The organism is Streptomyces sp. NBC_00344, assembly GCF_036088315.1.
GTDB lineage: Bacteria > Actinomycetota > Actinomycetes > Streptomycetales > Streptomycetaceae > Streptomyces.
On the sequence record NZ_CP107996.1, the window covers coordinates 5,388,892 to 5,406,047 of the forward strand.

The following is a 17,156-nucleotide window of genomic DNA, read 5'->3' on the forward strand; positions in this document are numbered from 1 at the left end:
GCGGCCGGGCTGTTTACGGGGAGGTGCCCGGCAAGGTACCAGGGGGTGTGACCGATGCGGTGCGCGCGAACGACGTGATGGGGCCCGAATTGAACAGAGGGAGTCTGAACCAGATGGAACCGGTGTGCATGACCCGGCAGGGCGCGGTCCGTGGGCAGATGCGCGGCGACGGGGTGGCGTCCTTTCTCGGTATCCCTTATGCCGCAGCGCCGTTCGGGCCGCGCAGGTTCCGCGCGCCGGCGCCGCCCGAGTCGTGGGACGGCGTACGGCAGGCGCATGCCTACGGTGAAACCGCGCCGAAAGCTCCTTACGCGCCCCCGTTCGACGCCCTGATCCCCGAGGATCTGGGCAGTGGCGGCGAGAACTGCCTGAACCTCAATGTCTGGACACCCCAGCCCGGGCCGAACGGCGGCCTGCCGGTGATGGTGTGGCTGCACGGCGGGGCCTTCTCGAACGGTTCGGGCTCGGCGTCCTCGTACAACGGCAGTGCCTTCGCGCGGGACGGCGTGGTCTGTGTGACGGTCAACTACCGCCTGGGAGTGGACGGTTTCCTGCATCTGGACGGTGTGCCGGACAACCGCGGGCTGCTCGACCAGATCGCGGCGCTGGAGTGGGTGCGTGACAACATCACCTCCTTCGGCGGTGACCCCGACCGGGTCACCGTCTTCGGTGAGTCCGCGGGAGCGATGAGCATCGGCGCGCTGCTGGCGATGGAACAGGCGCGGGGTCTGTTCCGCCGGGCCGTTCTGCAGAGCGGAGCCGCGCACCACTTCCTGCGGCCCGGAACGGCCGGTCTGATCACCGCGCGGCTCGCCGGGAATCTCGGTATCGCGCCGACCGCGGAAGCCTTCGCAGCCGTTCCGCTGGCTTCCCTGCTCCCCGCGCAGGGAAAGCTGCGCGCCGAACTCGGCGGCCGTCCCGACCCTGCCCTGTGGGGGGAGGCGGCCCTCAACATGATGCCTTTCGAGCCGGTGTTCCCCGAACTCGCGCCGCCGGCCCCGGACTGCGGTGTCGAGTTGCTGGTCGGCAGCAACCGTGAGGAGAACCGCCTCTTCATGGTTCCCACCGAGCGAATGGACACGATCACCGATGAGCGGCTGCGGCTGGTCGTCGCCGGATACGGTCTCGACGCGGAGACCGCGCTCGCGGTCTACCGGGCCGGCCGGCCGGGAGCGACTCCGGGCGAACTGTTCGACGCGGTGGTGACCGACTGGTTCTACCGGATTCCGGCCCTCCGTCTCGCCGAAGCGGTCCCCGGATCCCATGTGTACGAATTCGCCTGGCGCTCGCCGCAGTTCGGCGGCATGCTCGGTGCCTGCCACGCGTCCGAGCTGGGCTTCGTCTTCGACAACCTGCACGACCCTTCGTTCGTCCCGATGCTCGGGGACCACCCGCCCCAGCACCTCGCGGACGCGATCCACGGCGCCTGGGTGGCTTTCGCGACGACCGGGGACCCCGGCTGGGCGGCGTACGACGCGCACAGCGGCGCGGCCGCCGGCCGGATGACCATGGTCTTCGGCGATGAGCCGGGCCCCGAGTCCGACCCGCGCGCACAGGAGCGGGCTCTGTGGAGTGCGGTGCGCTGATCCGCCGGTGCTCCGACCCGCTGACCTGTCGGCCCATGGTGGCTCTGACCTGCCGGAAGGCTGCGCCGATGCCCGTTGTCACACCCCGCGCCTAGACTCGCAGAGACGTGGGATCCAGGGGCTGGGCAGGGGCGCGGAAGGCAGGTGAGCGGGATGCGGGCGGCAGTGGAGGGTGCGGGTGTGGAACGTCCGCTGCCTGCGGCGCTCGGCCGTCGGGCCGCTGTGTTTCTGCCCGCCGCGCTGCCGCGCGAGGGCCGCTTCGCCCTCTGGGATCCCGAGGGCGAAGCGGCCGGCCCCGATGAGCTCGTCGTGGTGCGGCAGCAGGGCGCGGCTGTCCGTCGCCGCACTGTCCCCGCGGCCCTGATTCCCGTCGCCCAGGCACTGCCGCTGCTGGTCGCGGCCCGGCGGGCCCCGGCGGCGCACCCCGCCGCCCGGGCCTGGGGAGCGGCCGCGCTGCACGCGCTGCAAATGGCGGCGCGAGGCAGGCTCATCCCCGGCCTGTCTTGTGACGACCACGATGTCTGGCGGGCCGGGCCGCTCGACGCCGAGGACATCGCGCATCTGCGGGCGGTGGCCGCCGCCATGCCGCCCGAGGCGTACGCCACTCCGCTGCCGGGCCGCACCCCGCTCGAGCTGCCCAGGCCCGATGCGCTGCTGCGCGCCTTCCTCGACGCGGTCGCCGACACGCTGCCGCGCACTCCCGCCGCGGCACATGCGGTGGGCGCCCCTTATGCCGCCGCGCAGGCGCAGCATCTGCCGGGCCTGCGGGAATGGGCGATGGAGGTGGCTGCCGGCTCGGACGCCGGGGTGCAGGTCTCCCTGCGCCTCGACCTCTCCGGATACGAACTCTTCGACCGTTCCGACGACCCGGCGGCGCCGGAACGGCGAGCCGGGGCGGCCGTCGTCCAGGTGCACAGCCTGGCCGACCCCACGCTCGTCATCGACGCGGGGCGGCTCTGGGCCGGAGAAGGCGACGAGCACTTCGGCCCCCGGGCACGGATCGACGCCGTACTTGCGCTGCGCCGCGCCGCGCGGATCTGGCCGCCGCTGGCTGAACTCATGGAGCGCCCGGAGCCCGATGTGCTGCCCCTCTCGGAGGACAGCCTGTACGAGCTGCTGGGTCCTGCCGCCCCGCGGCTCGCCGCGGCCGGAGTCGCCGTGCACTGGCCCCGGGACATGGTCCGTTCGCTGACGGCCACCGCTGTGGTGCGGCCGGCTCCGGGTTCGGCCACCGACGGCACCGCCTTCTTCGACGCGGACGAACTCTTCTCCTTCAGCTGGCAGCTCGCTCTCGGCGACGACCGGCTGACCGACGCCGAGATGGACATGCTGGCCGAGGCGCACCGCCCGGTCGTGCGGCTGCGCGGTCAATGGGTGGTGGTCGATCCCGCCCTGGTACGGAAGGCGCGCAAACGCGAGCTGGGACTCCTCGCGCCGGTCGACGCGCTGTCCGTCGCGCTGACGGGCAGCGCCGACGTGGACGGCGAGACGGTCGAAGCGGTACCGGTCGGCGCGCTCGCGGCGCTGCACGCCCGGCTGACCGGCGATGCCGCGATCCCCGCTCAACCACCGGGCCTGGATGCCACCCTGCGCGACTACCAGCTGCGCGGGCTGGGCTGGCTCGATCTGATGACCTCGCTGGGTCTCGGCGGCTGTCTCGCCGACGACATGGGGCTGGGTAAGACCATCACGCTCATCGCCCTCCATCTGCACCGCTCCCGCAGTGAACCGACCCTGGTGGTCTGCCCCGCCTCGCTCCTCGGCAACTGGCAGCGCGAGATCACCCGCTTCGCACCGGGTGTGCCGGTCCGCCGTTTCCACGGCACGGACCGCTCGCTCCCCGGTGCGGACGGCGGTTTCGTCCTCACCACCTACGGGACGATGCGCACCAGCGCCGCCGAGCTCGCCGCGCACTCCTGGGGCATGGTCGTCGCGGACGAGGCCCAGCACATCAAGAACCCGAACGCCGCCACGGCCAAGGCGCTGCGCACCATCCCCGCACCGGCCCGAGTCGCCCTGACCGGCACCCCCGTGGAGAACAACCTCTCGGAGCTGTGGGCGCTGCTCGACTGGACGACCCCGGGGCTGCTCGGGCCGCTGAAGACGTTCCGCTCCCGTCATGCCAGGATCGTCGAGAACGGCGAGGAGGACGGCGCGGTGGAACGACTCGCCCGTCTGGTCCGCCCGTTCCTGCTGCGCAGAAAGAAGTCCGACCCCGGTATCGCACCCGAGCTGCCGCCGAAGACGGAGACCGACCACCCCGTCCCGCTCACCCGCGAACAGGCCTCTCTCTACCAGGCGGTCGTCCGTGAATGCATGGCCGTCATCGAGGCCGACGAGGGCATCGGCCGGCGCGCCCAGATCATGAAGCTGCTCACGGCACTCAAGCAGATCTGCAATCACCCGGCGCAGTATCTGAAGGAGGGCCCCAGCCGGCTCGCGGGGCGCTCGGGGAAGCTTGCGCTGCTCGACGAACTCCTCGACACGATCCTCTCGGAGGGCGGCTCCGTGCTGGTCTTCACCCAGTACGTGGCGATGGCCCGTCTGCTGTCGGAGCACCTCACCGCGCGCGGTATCCCTTCCCAGTTGCTGCACGGCGGCACCCCGGTGGCCCGGCGGGAGGAGATGGTGGACCGCTTCCAGTCCGGCGCCTCCCCGGTTTTTCTGCTCTCCCTCAAGGCGGCTGGTACCGGTCTGAACCTCACCAGGGCCGGTCATGTCATCCACTACGACCGATGGTGGAATCCTGCGGTCGAGGAGCAGGCGACCGACCGCGCGTACCGCATCGGGCAGACCCAGCCCGTTCAGGTGCACCGGCTGATCGCGGAAGGCACTGTCGAGGACCGGATTGCCGACATGCTCACCGCCAAGCGGGCGTTGGCCGACGCGGTGCTCGGCAGCGGAGAGAGCGCACTGACCGAACTGGGTGACACGGAGCTCGCGGATCTGGTGTCGCTGCGGAGGCCCTCATGAGCAGTTGGTGGGGGAACGCCTGGGTGGCCTCGCTGGAAGCACTCTCGCTGGACACGGGCCGGCTCGAGCGGGGCCGGAGATACGCGGACGGCGGACGCGTCGCCGCGGTGAACGTCGCCCCCGGCCGGATCCTGTCGTATGTGCAGGGCAGCCGGCCGCGGCCCTACCGGGCGGAGCTGCGGCTGCGGACGCTCTCCGACAGCGACTGGGACCGTTTCCTCGACGCGGCCGCCGCCAAGCCCGGTCATATCGCGGCCCTGCTGGACAAGGACATGCCGCATTCACTCGTCGAGGCAGCGGCCGACGCGGGCGTGGCACTCCTGCCTGCCCCCGGCGATCTCGTCCCGTCCTGTTCCTGCCCCGACAGCGGTCGCCCCTGCAAGCACGCCGCCGCGCTCTGCTACGAAACGGCCGCGCTGCTCGACTCCGATCCCTTCGTGCTGCTGCTGATGCGCGGCAGAAGTGAGCGGGAACTCCTCGACGAACTGGCCAGGCGCAATGCGGCACTGTCGGCCCGTGAGCAGCCTGCTGCGACGCGCACCCCGGGTGTGCCCGCCCGCCAAGCACTCGCCCAGCGTTTCCTGCCACCGCTTCCCGCACCGCTGGCCGTCGGCCCGCACCCCGGGCAGCCGCCCGCTTATCCCAGCGCACCCGGAGCCCCGGATCCGGTCGCCCTGGACCAGCTCGCCACCGATGCAGCCGTCCGCGCCCACACCCTGCTCACCACCGGCTCGGACCCGGTCGGCGATCTCACAGCCTGGCAGGACGCGGTCCGGCTGGCCGCGTCCGGTCCCACCGCCGGACTCACCGCCACCACCCGCACGCTCTACCGCGACCTCGCCGCAGCCACCGGGCGCAACCCCACCGAGCTGGCCAGGGCGGTCGCCGCCTGGCGGCAGGGCGGGAAGGAGGGGCTCGCCGTCCTCGAGAGCCCGTGGGATCCACCGGCCGGTCCCTTCGACCGCGCCCGCCCGGCGCTCGCCGCCGCGGGGCTGCCACGCTTCCAGCCCTGGCGCAACCAGCTGACCGTGCCCGGCGGCGCCCACCAGCTCCGCTTCGGCAAGGACCACCAGTGGTACGCCTATGAATCCGACCCGGGCAGGGACGACTGGTGGCCCAGGGGCACCCCGCACACCGACCCGGTGGAGGCGCTGCGTGGCCACAGTTCAGGGGACGGCGCGCACCCGCGGTGACCGGACGCCCCGCTTCCGGCCGGCACGTCGGCGCCCGGCGCGGCTACCGCAGCTCCAGCACCCGCACCCCGTACGGCTCCAGGGTGACATCCGTCGAGCGCTCACCCGTGGTGAGATCGAAGAGACCGCCGCCGCCCGGCCGTACCGTCCGTGTCTCGTCGGACTGGCTGACCAGCCACACGAAGCGCCTCCCGTCCTCGTGGACCAGCACATCGGCGCTGACCCAGGGGGTGTCCACGGTGACCGGCCGCGCCACGCCCGCAACATGCGCCAGCGACTCGTACAGCCGGTGTGTCTGCTCCGGATTGACGCGTGCGGTGCGGGCGGCCATCTGCTCCAGTGGATAGGTGGCGAGCACGGTCCGGCCGGCCCCGATGTCGTGTACCAGCAGGGCCGGGCGACCGTGCCCGTCGGTTGCCACCACCCGTGCGCCCTGCGCCACCACCGGCAGGTAGGCGCGGCTGTCCTCATTCCCCGCGACACTGAAACGCAGCGTCTCACCGCTCTTCAGCGATCCGAAGTCCTCGGTGAACGTCATCTCGAGCACCTCGTCCTCGATCGGTTCGGCGACTCCGTACGAGAGCTGGTGCTCGACCCCGAACAGACCGTCGAGGTCGTGGAACCACGGCCCGCGGGTGGCCGGGTGCTCGCCCGAGCAGAACGACAGATACACCGTCGCGCCCGCACGCGCCCGCCGCTCCAGATCCCGTCGCGTGCGCGTCGTCAACTGCCTGGTGGACGGCAGCAGATACAGCTGTACGTCCTCGTCGATCCCGTCCGCCTCCCGGACGAAGCCGACGGGCAGGTCCGCACCGCGCGCCGCCACATACCCCTGATGGAGGGAGGAGAAGATCAAGGGACGGTCGGCCGGCCTGCTGTAGGGGTAGCCGCGCTCCAGGAAGGCCGGCACGACAAGAGCGGCGCCGGTGTCGGCACGCCTGCACCGGGCGAAATCCACCTGTTCGAGCAGTCTGGCGAAAGCCGCGAGTTCGCGCAGCGGCTCCTTGGCGTGTCCCTCGCTGTCGGTGATGCCGAAGTGCATCTCGAAGGGGTGGTGGTCGTAGGGGGACTGTTCCCACAGGTTGCTGTAGTCGGTGTTGTTCCAGGCGATCCAGCCGGCCGCGCCCCCCAGCAGTGAGTTGTGCAGCGTCTGCCGGTAGTGGATGCCCGCGTTGCGGGCCGACACGGTGTCGGTGGAGAGCCCGAACTCCTCCAGGATCACGGGCTGTCCGGTCACTGCGGCCAGTTCGCACTCGAATGCGGCCCGGTAGTGCTGACGGACCCTGTCGGTGTCCGAGCGGTAGACATGAGGTCCGACGAAGTCGACGTACTCGGCGGTCTCGCGCAGCGAGAACCCGTTGTCCCGCCCGGTCACCTCCTGACCCCAGGCGCCGTCGCCGAGCGAGACCGGCTGGGTGCCGCCGGCCGCCCGCACCGCATTGCACATCGACTGCGCCCACGCCGTGACCACAGCCACCGACGGCGGGTCCACCTGGTAGATCCTTCCGTACCCGGGCATCTCGTTGGTGATCAGCCATCCGGTGACGGCCGCGTGGTCCTTGAACCGGCGGGTCATCTCGCTCGCGAACCAGGCCTGGCGGCCGACCATCCAGACGTCCTCGTACAGATCCCGCCCGGCCCGCCAGACCGGATCCCAGTTCTCTCCTGACATGTGCCCGACGATGAACGTGGGAACGGTGCCCATGCCGTACTCGATGTGCGCGTCCAGGAAGTCCCGGAACCGGTCGCACAGTTCCTCGTCGATCCGGTGCGGCTCGGGGTGGAAGTCCGGCCAGTAGAAGAACGAGCGGGTCATGGTGAGTCCGTGCTCGCGCAGTACCGCGAGCTCCTCGCGTACGACCGCGGAGTCGTAGTTCCGCCACATCAGGGGCCCGCCGGTGCGTGACCAGAAATTGGCGCCCAGCCAGGGCAGTACGGCCGGGTCGTGGGTGAGCTGGGCGCTGTGGCGTCGCATGAGTGTGGTGCTCCAGAAATCCGGGTCGGGACGGTCGGGTGGGTCAGGCGGAACCGGTCGACTCGCGTACGACGAGCCGGGGGTGTTCGGCGGGAGGTCCGGTGGGTACGACTTCGCCGCACTGTGTGAGCAGGGTGCGGGCCGCGGCGGCGCCGGCCTGCCGGACGTGCTGGTCGACGGTGGTCAGCCGGGGGTGGATCCAGCGGCCGAGCGGCAGGTTGTCGTAACCGACGACGGACAGTTCGCCGGGCACGGACAGGCCGGCCCGCTGGGCGGCGCCGATGCCGCACACCGCCATCGAGTCATTGGCGTACACGATGGCGGTGGGCCGGGGCTCCCGTGCCAGCAACTGCCCGGTGGCGGCGGTGGCCGCCGCTTCCGTGAAGTCGGTGTGGACCACCGCGGCCGGAGTGAGCCCCGCACCGGCGAGGGCATCCTCGAAGACCTGCTGCCGGAAGCGGGTGTGCACCAGCTCCGTCGGCCCCGAGACGTAGCCGATGCGCCGGTGGCCCAGATCCAGCAGATGCCGTACGGCTTCGACGACTCCCTCCCGGTGCGCGGTACCGAGCAGGACAGCGGGCAGTCCGAGCCGCTCGAGCAGAGGCGGACGCGGGTCGTCGGCGCGGTGCTCGGTCAGCACGGCCGCGTCCACGCGGTTCTCCGCGGCCAGGCGTTCGTAGAGCGCCGTCTCCTCCCGTACGTCTCCGGCGAGATGCAGCAGCAGACCGTAGCCGCGCGGTGAGAGCTCACTCTCCAGACCGGTGATGAGCTCCGAGAAGTGCGGGTCGGTGCCGAGTACGTCGGTGGGGCGGCGGACCACCATGGCGACCGTATGGGTGCGGGCCCGTCGCAGCGCGCTCGCCGAGGCGCTCGGTGACCAGCCCAGTCGGTCCGCGGCATCGAGAACACGGAGGCGGGTGGGCTCGGAGATCCGCCCCGTGTTGTTGAAGACCTTGGAGACGGCAGCGGTGGAGACCCCGGCCTGCGCTGCCACGTCCTTGATCGTCGGACGGTTGTTCACATCTTCACCGCGCCGCTGACCAGCGCCTGCTGCATACGCCTCTGCAGCAGGGTGTACATGATCCACACAGGGACCAGAGTGAGAATTGTCCCCGCCGTCAGGACCCCGTAGTCCGTACCGATCTGGGACTTGAGGGTGGGCAGGGCCACCTGCACGGTCCGCAGGTCGGGGTCGGGACCGATGATGATCAGTGAGTACAGGTACTCGTTCCAGAAGGTGAGGAAGTTCAGCAGCAGCACGGTGGCGATGCCCGGCATGCACATCGGGGTGTAGATGTGCCGCAGGACGCCGAATGTCGAAGCGCCGTCGATCCGGGCGGCCTCCTCCATCTCCTGCGGGATGGTGCGCATGAACTGGATGAGGATCACCACCGACAGCGGCATGGCGGTGGCCGGCAGGAACAGCACCATGAACAGCCGGGTGTGGAAGAGCCCGGTGACCGCCGAGAGCAGGAAGGTGGGGAACAGCGCGGCGAAGGTGGGGATGAGGAAACCGAGCGAGAAGACCTTCTCCACGAGCGAGGCGACCCGGCCCCGGGACCGGGCAAGACCGAAAGCGGCGGGTATCGCGAGACCCAGGGTCAGTGCGAGTGAGAACACCGTGACAAGACCCGAGTTGACGATCGCCGATCCGAGTCCGGCGCTTTCGAACGCGGTACGGAAATTGCCGAACCCGAAGGACGTCGGAGGGGAGAGCGGGCTGGAGAAGATGGCCTCGTTGGACTTGAAGGCGGAGGCGAGGAAGTAGTAGAGCGGAATCGCGAGCAGTACGGCGTACGCCCAGACCAGCATGTGCGCGGGAAGCCAGGACTTCCTGAACCGGGGCTTTCCGGGCGCGGATTTCCTCAACTGCGTGGTGGCCATGGCGGGTCGGGCTCCGATCAGTAGCTCTGGCGGAAAGCGCGGCGGATGGCAAGCAGCCCGGCCAGCCCCGCGAGGAAGAGGACCACGCCGACGGCCTGGCTGTAACCGAGGTCCGACTCCATGAATGCCTTCTCGTAGACCAGGAAGGACAGCGTGGTCGACGAGTTGGCGGGGCCGCCCTGCGTCAGCAGCAGCACCTGCTGCGCGGAGCCGAAGAGCGTCCAGAGGAACTGGAGCATCGCCACCACACCGACGTACTCCTTGATGACCGGGAACTGGATCCGCCACATGGCCCGCCAGTGTCCCGCCCCGTCCAGTTGTGCGGCCTCGCCGATCTCCTCGGGAACGCTGTCGAGACGGGCCGCGAACAGAACCGCTGTGAAGCCGATACCGGCCCAGATGTCCAGAGCGATCAGACAGTAGAGAGCGGTGTCGGGATTGGCCAGCCAGGCATCGCTCAGCGAACCGAGCCCGGCCGACTTCAGTGCCCCGTTGAGCAGCCCGTCGGGGGAGAGCGCGGCATAGAAGACCATGGCCTTGGCCGGTGTGGAGATCAGCCCGGGAACGAAGAGCAGATACCGGATCACCCGGTGCCCGGGCGGCTTCTGCGCCACGTAGTAGCCGACCATGTAGGCGCACACGATCATCACCGGCAGCGCGATGATCAGCTGGACACCGGTGTTGCGCACGGCCTGCCAGAAGACCGGATCGTCCGACAGCACACGGAAGTTGTCGAGCCCGGCGAACGAGGTGGGCTGGAGCATGCCCGGCCAGTGCAGCGCGGCGATCACGAAGATCGCCGCCATCGGCCCGACCATGAAGATCAGATACCAGGCCAGGGCCGGAACCGCGAGAACGGTGGTCCGCGTTCCGCGCCGCTGCTTCGGCCCGGCCGGGGCGGGTGGTACGGCCTGCCGGGAGGCGGGCCTGACGGATGACGCCATCGTCATGGGGTTGCCTCCTCAGGCGTTGCGGTACGCGCCCTCGAGCGCGGAGATGATGCGGCGGGCGCTGGTGCCAGGGGTGAAGGCGGTGCTGGTGGCCTGGATCATCGGCTGGACGGCCGAAGGCGGTACGTACAGGTCGGGCAGCACGACCTGGCTGACGCTGTCGCCGAGCTTCTGGGCCTTGGCGACGAGCGGGAAGCCGTCGCTCAGGGTGTCGGTCCGCACGGCCATGTCCCGGCCGCCCTCGGACACGAAGCGGGCGATCACATCGGGCCGGTACATGAACCTGACGAACTTCTCCACGGTTTCGATCTTCTTGGTGCCGTTCGGGCTCACCCAGAACCCCGAGACCGTGAAGGTCCGCAGAATGGTCGGCTTCGGGTGGACGGCGCCGGACGGCAGCGGCCAGCCGCCCACCTCCGTATGCGCGGCCACCTGATCGGGCACCCTCGCGAGCGCGGAGGACATCGCGGACTCCATCGCCGCGGCCCCGGTGTTGAACTGGGTGGTCATCGAATCGGTGGTGAGCCCCTGGGCCTTGTCGGTGAAGACCCCGGCGTCGCGCAGTTCGACGAAGTACTCGATGCCCTCACGCGCGCCCTTGATCCCGCTGAAGTCGCCGGTGGAATAGAGCTTCTTGGCCTGCGGAGCGGCGAGGAACGACTGGATGATCTGAGCGAGCAGCTTCTGACCGGTCCAGTCGTTACCGCCTATGGTGACGGGCGCGGTGCCCTTGGCCCGCAGCTTCCTGGCGGCCGCTATCAGCGCGTCTCCGGTGAGTGGTATCTCCTCGACCCCCGCCTGGTGCATCGCCGCGCGGTTGAAGGCGACCGGCCAGTTACTGGCGATGTAGGGCAGAGCCCGGAGCCGCCCCTTCTCATCGGTCCACTCGGTGAGCGCCGCGGGCAGGATGCGCTTCCGCAGGCCCCAGTCGTCGAGGTAGCCGTTCATGGCGACCGTGGCACCGAGCCCGGTCCAGGAGACGGTCTTGTCGTAGAGGTTGACCATCACGACATCGGCTTCTTTGTGAGCCAGCCGGGACGTCTCGTAGACCTGTCCCAGCTCGTCCCCGTTGACCAGGCTCTTGACCCTCAGTCCCGGATTCTCCTTGCGGAAGGTGTCGAGAACGGCCCGGAAGGTGGCGGAGCCGGGCGCGGTGCCGCCGAGCTGGCTGTGCAGCACCAGGGTGTCGGGGTCCGATTCGTCCCCACCGAGCACCCCGCACCCGGACAGTCCCGGCACGGCGACACCGGCGGCAACGGCCGCGCCTGCGGATATGAACCCGCGGCGATTCAGCATGGAACGCACGGCGTACGGCCTCCTACGGGGGAGTGCGGGCGGGGGTGGTTAATCGATACACCTGCGAGGTGCGAGCACCGTACGAGGCGATCGTTGAGCGGTCAACCCCCCGTTGCACATGGTGAAAAGGCCCTCGCCACACGACGGATCCGGGCAGGCGCCGAGCGCATCGGGCGTACCCCCGCAGGAGGCGGGAAACCTTCGTTTCTCTCTGCACTCACGTTCCGCGGGGCGTGTGTGTACGCCGGCGGTCCGACGGTAAGGCAGGGGGAACCGCGCGAGGTCACAGGCACGGCATGACGCCGAGAAGGGGGATGCGGCGGCCGGTTTCGGCGCGGAAGCGCGCATCGGGGTCTCCGCCCGCAGCAGCGCAGGGGCCCGGCCGTGCGGCTACGCACGTACCGGCCGTACAGCCCCGCCCCTGACCGTATTCCCCCGGTCGGGATTGCCGGGGCACTGCCCATGGCACACATTCCCGGGGGTCTGCTGAGCGCCCCGCCCGGCCCGGCATCTTATGACACCGTGACGCCCGGTGCGTTGATGCTTCCGGGCGCCACGGAGATGTCATTGCACGCGCTGTTCCAGCCGCGTGATGACGCTCGTGCAGAAGGCGTCCACCGCGGCGTCCACGCTCCGGATGAAGCCGGACTCGGCGTTGCCGCGGGTGATCCCCACACTCTTGGAGAGAGTCAGCCGGAATCCGCTGATCTGACCGCCGCCCTTCGGTACGAGATCACCGGGCTCCGGACGCAGCTTCTCCAATGTGCCGCGCGGACCGGCCGTATCCCCCTCGAGGACGGCTTGGACGTGCAGGTCCGCCGGTGCGTCGCTGAGCAGCTTCATCAGGCGTTTCACCCGGGCGAGGGGATAGGTCTGATCCGAGGCCGGGACCAGGATGGAGGTCCGCAGACGTCCCATTCTCAGGTCGGCGACGACCGTCAGGTTGCCGGGCGCTCCGTCGATCCGGATCTCTGCCTTGAGGAGGCCGTCCTCGCAGAGGCTGTCGGCGAGTTCGGTGCGGCGAGTCTGCGGATCGACCCCGCGCTTGCTGCGCCGGACCGCCGCCACCTTACGGCCCAGTTCGCCGCCGAGCCGCAGGCAGACCTGCTGGACCAGCCGTTCCCAGCTCTCGACCACCCGCACGGCGCGGAGATCGCCGGGACACAGCGTGTCGTCGTCGATGGCTCTGCGCACGGGTACCCAGGCGGGCCCCATGTTCAGGAAGCCATGGCAGCCGGAATTCTCGTGCTGGAGATAGTGGAGGAGTTCCTGCAGCAGCCAGGCGTGCGGTTCGAGACGTACGCCTTCGTGCAGGATCAGCCGCTGGGCCTGATGCGCGACTTCGGCCCAGGAGAGATGCCAGAGCCCGACCTTGTGCTTGCGCCGGCCGTCCAGCTTCACGTCGACGAGCGGAGTCCCCTCGAGTGCAACGTCGTTGGAGATCGTCACCACAGCCTCGTATCCGCGTCGGGCCGCGATGTTCATGTAGTCCTGGATCTGCTCCGACTTCAGCGGATTCCCGTTGGTCTTGGTCTCGACCAGCGCAGTCCACAACTTTCCCGCCCGTTCGACGCGAACGATGCCGTCGGGCCGCTTCGGCGTCTCGCCGTGAGGGAGGGAGACTTCGGTGAACGTTTCCATGCGGCCGGCCGGAGTACCGAAAGCGGCCGTCAGCCTGCGTCCGAACTCAGGGACCTGAGCCATCACCGACAGCAGGACGGAGGTCGCGCGCGTCTCGCGCTCCCTGTCGTTCTTCAGGGACGAAGCGGGGAACAGGCGCGCCAAACGCCAGGACTCGTTCTCGGCAAGCGTGGGCCGGGGCGCCCTGGGCAGGGTGATCTTCTTCTTCGCCGTCCGGAGCCGGCTCACCGGCGCCGGCTGATCGTGCGGCACGACGGAGACGTCCGGAGGCGCCGCCGAACCCGCCGCCGGATTCGCGGCCGAGAGCAGTTTGACGGCTTCCGGTGTCCTCGGCGTGGGCACCTGGCCGGCTGTGGTGACCGTAGGAGCCAACTCGGTTTGGGCGTCGTCGTCCTGGGCGTCGTCCTCGTCGATTTCGATTCCGTAGTCGGTGGCCAGACCGGCCAGCCCCGTGTCGTAGCCCTGGCCCACTGCCCGGAACTTCCAGACGTCTTCCCGCCGGTAGATCTCACCGAAAACGAATGCGCTCTCGGCGCCCGCTCCGCTGATGGAGAATCCGAGTACACATTCACCGACCCGGTCGCTGAGTGTGAGTCGCAGATTCTCCAACTCGCCGAACCTGGCGCGCCGGTAGCGGCTGGCAGCGATGATGACCCGCTGGACATCGGAGGGGATCGCCGTCAGGTCCAGTCGGATCCGGTCCTCGCTACCACTGTCGGTCGGAGTTGCCCCGAGCAGCTGGACACTTCCGTCCGATGCGACCGGGTTGTTGTAGAAGTAGAAATCGGCGTTGCTGCGTACCTTGCGGTTCTCGTCGAGCATCAGGACGGATACATCGGCCTCGCCTTCACCGCTCGGACTGCTCCAGCTCAAGCTGATGACAACCGAATCCGCATGGTCGCTGAGCTGAGGCAGGCCTACGTTCGCACCCTTGATCAATTCATGCATGGTGCACGCCCCCCCGGGCTCGTGGGACCGCACTCGACGGTGCGCCGAACTGCCGTCCCGTGAAGATGAGATGTGACTCCGATGAAGATCTTGAGGGGATGTTACGGCCTGACAAGGTCGGATTCTGCCGCAGTTGAGAAAAATCTTCCCCCGTGCTCCGGCTGGATCCGAATGCTCGGACGTGCCGATATCAGAGGGACGTCGCCCAGGCGGCCGGCGTATTCGACGTCAGCCTCCCGCAGACCGTGTGGGCGCGGGAGTCGTGGGTCTGCCAGTTGGCCGGATGGAGACGATGCGTGGTCCAGCCGCGCATGCGGGGCAGGCGGGCGGCGTACGGATGGTGCGGGCCGTCGGCATCGAGGAGAAGCAGAGTGCGATCCGTCATGAAGGAGGGGTGCTTGCGAGGAAGCCCTGTCCGCTCCGGCATCGGAGGCGACCCCGACCCGCCCAATAACTGTTCGATCCGGCGGAGTTGTCGCTGATACGTTCCATCCGTGGCGAAACTCAATCAGATCATCGCAGTCGAAAAGGGAATCAAGTCCAAGTCCCACCAGGACCTCACCGCGGCCCAGCAGGGCCTGCAGAAGCCGGTTCTGCTGTCGGGTATCTCCCGGACCTACCAGCCGAAGGACGAAGAGGGCGAGCAGTTGCCGCCCGAGTCGACCCGGGTGCAGGTGCAGGCCGAGGACGTGCTGCGGGACACCGCGGGCACCCTGACCCGCCTCTTCGACGTCACCGCCACCAAGGACTGGGCGAACTGCTCGGCACGCGCCGATGTGCGGGTCGACGGACGCACGCTGCTTGCTGCCGTGCCCGTTTCGTATCTGCTCTTCCTGGAGAAGCAGCTCACCGACCTCAACACCTTTGTACGGAAGCTGCCGGTGCTCGACGCCTCCGAAGCCTGGGTTCAGGATCCGTCCACCGATGCCTGGAAGACCGAGCCGGTCCGCACGGTCCGTACGAAGAAGGTGCCCCGCAACCACGTCAAGGCGGAGGCGACCGAGAAGCATCCGGCGCAGGTCGAGGTGTACTACGAGGACGTGCCGGTCGGTTACTGGACCACCGTGAAGTTCTCCGGAGCGCTGCCCGCCCGTCGCGTCAACGAGCTGCTCGGCCGGGTGGAGAAGCTCCAGCAGGCGGTGAAGTTCGCGCGGGAGGAGGCGAACGGCGCAGACGTCACCGATGAGCGCGTCGGGGATGCGGTGTTCGGCTACCTGTTCGGGACTGGTCAGGCCTGAGGCAACGGTAGTCTCACAGACTCCCCGGCCGCCCGAGTGCGGACCCGGGGTGCGCGAGGAGCGCAAGCTGAAACTGAAGTTCGTCGTGATGAAGCGGCATCAGCCGCGTTCCATCTCAGACTCTCGCTCCAGACTCAGCATTCGCCGCTCATCGTCGGCTCGACCGGGCACAGGCCTGGTCGTCGGTTGCCGGTTCGACCCCGGCCCGCCCCTCTCCGCGGGGCGGTAGCTCAATGGCAGAGCGCGACGACGTAACGACTGACCTGTGCCCTCAACTGAGCCGGCGTGTGCAGTGGGGCGGCATCAACAGGGCCCGGGGGTTGGACATACCTCCGGGCCCGCTCCACGTCTCTCCTGGCCTGGTATGCGCCGGTTCGCGCCGTGGCACGCTCTCAGCCGGCGAGTACGGTGCCGTAAGCCCCGAATCCGGCGATCACCAGGCCGTCCCGGAAGGTCAGCACCTCGTAGACCCGCCCGCCGATCTGGTTGCGGTAGTCGATCACCAGAGAGTCGACGCCCGCGCGCACATCCATCACCTCGAAGTGCAGATCGGGGATGCGGCTGAGCCCTGCGCTCCAGTACGTCCGCAGTTCGTCCTTGCCGTGGACCGTCCCCGAAGGATCACCACTGAAGCGTTCGACCATCGGCGAGCTGAAGATCACGTCCTCGTGGTAGTGGCCGAGGATGCGGTCCATGTCGTGCGAGTTCCAGTCCTCTTGCCATTCCCCGGCGAACTTCCGCGCGAATTCCAGATCCATGCGGCGGATCGTAACCGCCGGGCCGGGTGATGATGGAGGGGTGCGACTCGAACCGATCTCCTGGGAGCGGCTGGCCGGTGCCCTCGCCCGGCAGGCCGACGCGATCAAGGCGGCGGACGGTGGCCCCTGGCCGAAGGTGGCGATCGACGGCGCCCCCGCCACGCCCGCCGGGGAGCTGGCCCGGTCGGTCGCGGACATCCTCCGGACCGGTGGGAGGTCCGTTCATGTCGTCAGTACACAGGGGTTTCTGCGGCCCGCCTCGCTGCGGTACGAGTACGGGAAAAAGGATCCGGACTCCTACTACGACAGCTGGTTCGACACCGGTGCGCTGTGGCGCGAGGTCTTCGGGCCACTGGAGGCGGGCGGCAGTGGGCGGGTGCTGTCCGACCTCTGGGATCCGGCCACCGACCGGGCCACCCGCAGTCCGTACCACCGGCTGGCGGAGGGCGCTGTGCTGATCGTGCACGGACCGCTGCTGCTCGGCCACTGGTTTCCCTTCGATCTGAGCGCGCACATCCGACTGTCTCCGGGCGCCCTGCAGCGCCGCACCGATGACGACGAGCACTGGATGCTGCCGGCCTTCCGACGGTACGAGGACGAGGTGGACCCCGCAGCGAGCGCGGACGTCGTCGTACGGGCGGACCACCCGGACCACCTTGCCTGGAGCGGACTCGGCCGGTAGTCCGGGGAGCGGCCCCACTGCGGCAGCATCAG

13 protein-coding genes are annotated in these 17,156 nt (G+C 69.3%); 5 read left to right on the top strand and 8 right to left on the bottom strand.

Going from position 1 to position 17,156, the window contains the following annotated elements:
• Positions 1-128: 128 nt before the first annotated feature.
• The 3 genes from OHS16_RS24300 to OHS16_RS24310 all read left to right on the top strand — a co-directional run bounded on the left by OHS16_RS24300 (position 129) and on the right by OHS16_RS24310 (position 5,752).
• Positions 129-1,586, top strand: coding sequence for a carboxylesterase/lipase family protein (locus OHS16_RS24300; protein WP_328539365.1), 1,458 nt, complete (start codon positions 129-131; stop codon positions 1,584-1,586).
• Between the two features lie 153 nt (positions 1,587-1,739).
• On the top strand, positions 1,740-4,559 hold the full coding sequence (locus OHS16_RS24305; protein WP_328539366.1) for a DEAD/DEAH box helicase: 2,820 nt from the start codon (positions 1,740-1,742) through the stop codon (positions 4,557-4,559).
• Positions 4,556-5,752: an SWIM zinc finger family protein gene (locus OHS16_RS24310; RefSeq protein ID WP_328539367.1), complete on the top strand. Its 1,197-nt coding sequence runs from the start codon at positions 4,556-4,558 to the stop codon at positions 5,750-5,752. Before OHS16_RS24305 ends, OHS16_RS24310 begins: the two co-directional genes overlap by 4 nt.
• 43 nt (positions 5,753-5,795) lie before the next feature.
• Here OHS16_RS24310 and OHS16_RS24315 read toward each other — a convergent pair whose 3' ends face one another.
• From OHS16_RS24315 to OHS16_RS24345, 7 genes are all read right to left on the bottom strand, one after another.
• Complete coding sequence (locus OHS16_RS24315; protein WP_328539368.1) at positions 5,796-7,727, bottom strand: cellulase family glycosylhydrolase; 1,932 nt, start codon at positions 7,725-7,727, stop codon at positions 5,796-5,798.
• 43 nt (positions 7,728-7,770) lie between these two features.
• The gene (locus OHS16_RS24320) at positions 7,771-8,748 is read right to left on the bottom strand and encodes a LacI family DNA-binding transcriptional regulator (protein ID WP_328539369.1); all 978 of its coding nucleotides are present in this window, start codon (positions 8,746-8,748) and stop codon (positions 7,771-7,773) included.
• A complete protein-coding gene (locus tag OHS16_RS24325) occupies positions 8,745-9,611 on the bottom strand; it encodes a carbohydrate ABC transporter permease (protein ID WP_328539370.1) in 867 nt (288 codons plus the stop codon). Before OHS16_RS24325 ends, OHS16_RS24320 begins: the two co-directional genes overlap by 4 nt.
• A gap of 17 nt (positions 9,612-9,628) precedes the next feature.
• Positions 9,629-10,561, bottom strand: coding sequence for a carbohydrate ABC transporter permease (locus tag OHS16_RS24330; protein WP_328539371.1), 933 nt, complete (start codon positions 10,559-10,561; stop codon positions 9,629-9,631).
• A 12-nt stretch (positions 10,562-10,573) separates the two neighbouring features.
• Entirely contained in the window at positions 10,574-11,866 is a 1,293-nt protein-coding gene (locus OHS16_RS24335) for an ABC transporter substrate-binding protein (RefSeq protein WP_328539372.1), read from the bottom strand.
• Positions 11,867-12,421: 555 nt separating this feature from the next.
• Entirely contained in the window at positions 12,422-14,446 is a 2,025-nt protein-coding gene (locus OHS16_RS24340) for a TerD family protein (RefSeq protein ID WP_328539373.1), read from the bottom strand.
• Positions 14,447-14,636: 190 nt separating this feature from the next.
• The gene (locus OHS16_RS24345; protein WP_328541064.1) at positions 14,637-14,831 is read right to left on the bottom strand and encodes a hypothetical protein; all 195 of its coding nucleotides are present in this window, start codon (positions 14,829-14,831) and stop codon (positions 14,637-14,639) included.
• Positions 14,832-14,940: 109 nt separating this feature from the next.
• Here OHS16_RS24345 and OHS16_RS24350 point away from each other — a divergent pair, with 109 nt between their 5' ends.
• Positions 14,941-15,684: a DUF7873 family protein gene (locus OHS16_RS24350; RefSeq protein WP_328539374.1), complete on the top strand. Its 744-nt coding sequence runs from the start codon at positions 14,941-14,943 to the stop codon at positions 15,682-15,684.
• A 392-nt stretch (positions 15,685-16,076) separates the two neighbouring features.
• Here the strand turns inward: OHS16_RS24350 and OHS16_RS24355 are convergent, their stop codons facing one another.
• Positions 16,077-16,442 carry a nuclear transport factor 2 family protein gene (locus OHS16_RS24355; RefSeq protein ID WP_328539375.1) on the bottom strand — a complete coding sequence of 122 codons (366 nt, stop codon included), beginning with the start codon at positions 16,440-16,442 and terminating at the stop codon, positions 16,077-16,079.
• 40 nt (positions 16,443-16,482) lie between these two features.
• Here OHS16_RS24355 and OHS16_RS24360 point away from each other — a divergent pair, with 40 nt between their 5' ends.
• Positions 16,483-17,124, top strand: coding sequence for a uridine kinase (locus tag OHS16_RS24360; protein WP_328539376.1), 642 nt, complete (start codon positions 16,483-16,485; stop codon positions 17,122-17,124).
• Positions 17,125-17,156 lie beyond the last annotated feature (32 nt).

What these genes read in the sequence shown, in the direction of transcription:
- OHS16_RS24300 (WP_328539365.1), top strand. Translation starts at nt 129, where the DNA reads ATGACCCGGCAGGGCGCGGTCCGTGGGCAGATGCGCGGCGACGGGGTG.
- OHS16_RS24305 (WP_328539366.1), top strand. Translation starts at nt 1,740, where the DNA reads ATGCGGGCGGCAGTGGAGGGTGCGGGTGTGGAACGTCCGCTGCCTGCG.
- OHS16_RS24310 (WP_328539367.1), top strand. Translation starts at nt 4,556, where the DNA reads ATGAGCAGTTGGTGGGGGAACGCCTGGGTGGCCTCGCTGGAAGCACTC.
- OHS16_RS24315 (WP_328539368.1), bottom strand. Translation starts at nt 7,727, where the DNA reads ATGCGACGCCACAGCGCCCAGCTCACCCACGACCCGGCCGTACTGCCC.
- OHS16_RS24325 (WP_328539370.1), bottom strand. Translation starts at nt 9,611, where the DNA reads ATGGCCACCACGCAGTTGAGGAAATCCGCGCCCGGAAAGCCCCGGTTC.
- OHS16_RS24330 (WP_328539371.1), bottom strand. Translation starts at nt 10,561, where the DNA reads ATGACGATGGCGTCATCCGTCAGGCCCGCCTCCCGGCAGGCCGTACCA.
- OHS16_RS24340 (WP_328539373.1), bottom strand. Translation starts at nt 14,446, where the DNA reads ATGCATGAATTGATCAAGGGTGCGAACGTAGGCCTGCCTCAGCTCAGC.
- OHS16_RS24345 (WP_328541064.1), bottom strand. Translation starts at nt 14,831, where the DNA reads ATGACGGATCGCACTCTGCTTCTCCTCGATGCCGACGGCCCGCACCAT.
- OHS16_RS24355 (WP_328539375.1), bottom strand. Translation starts at nt 16,442, where the DNA reads ATGGATCTGGAATTCGCGCGGAAGTTCGCCGGGGAATGGCAAGAGGAC.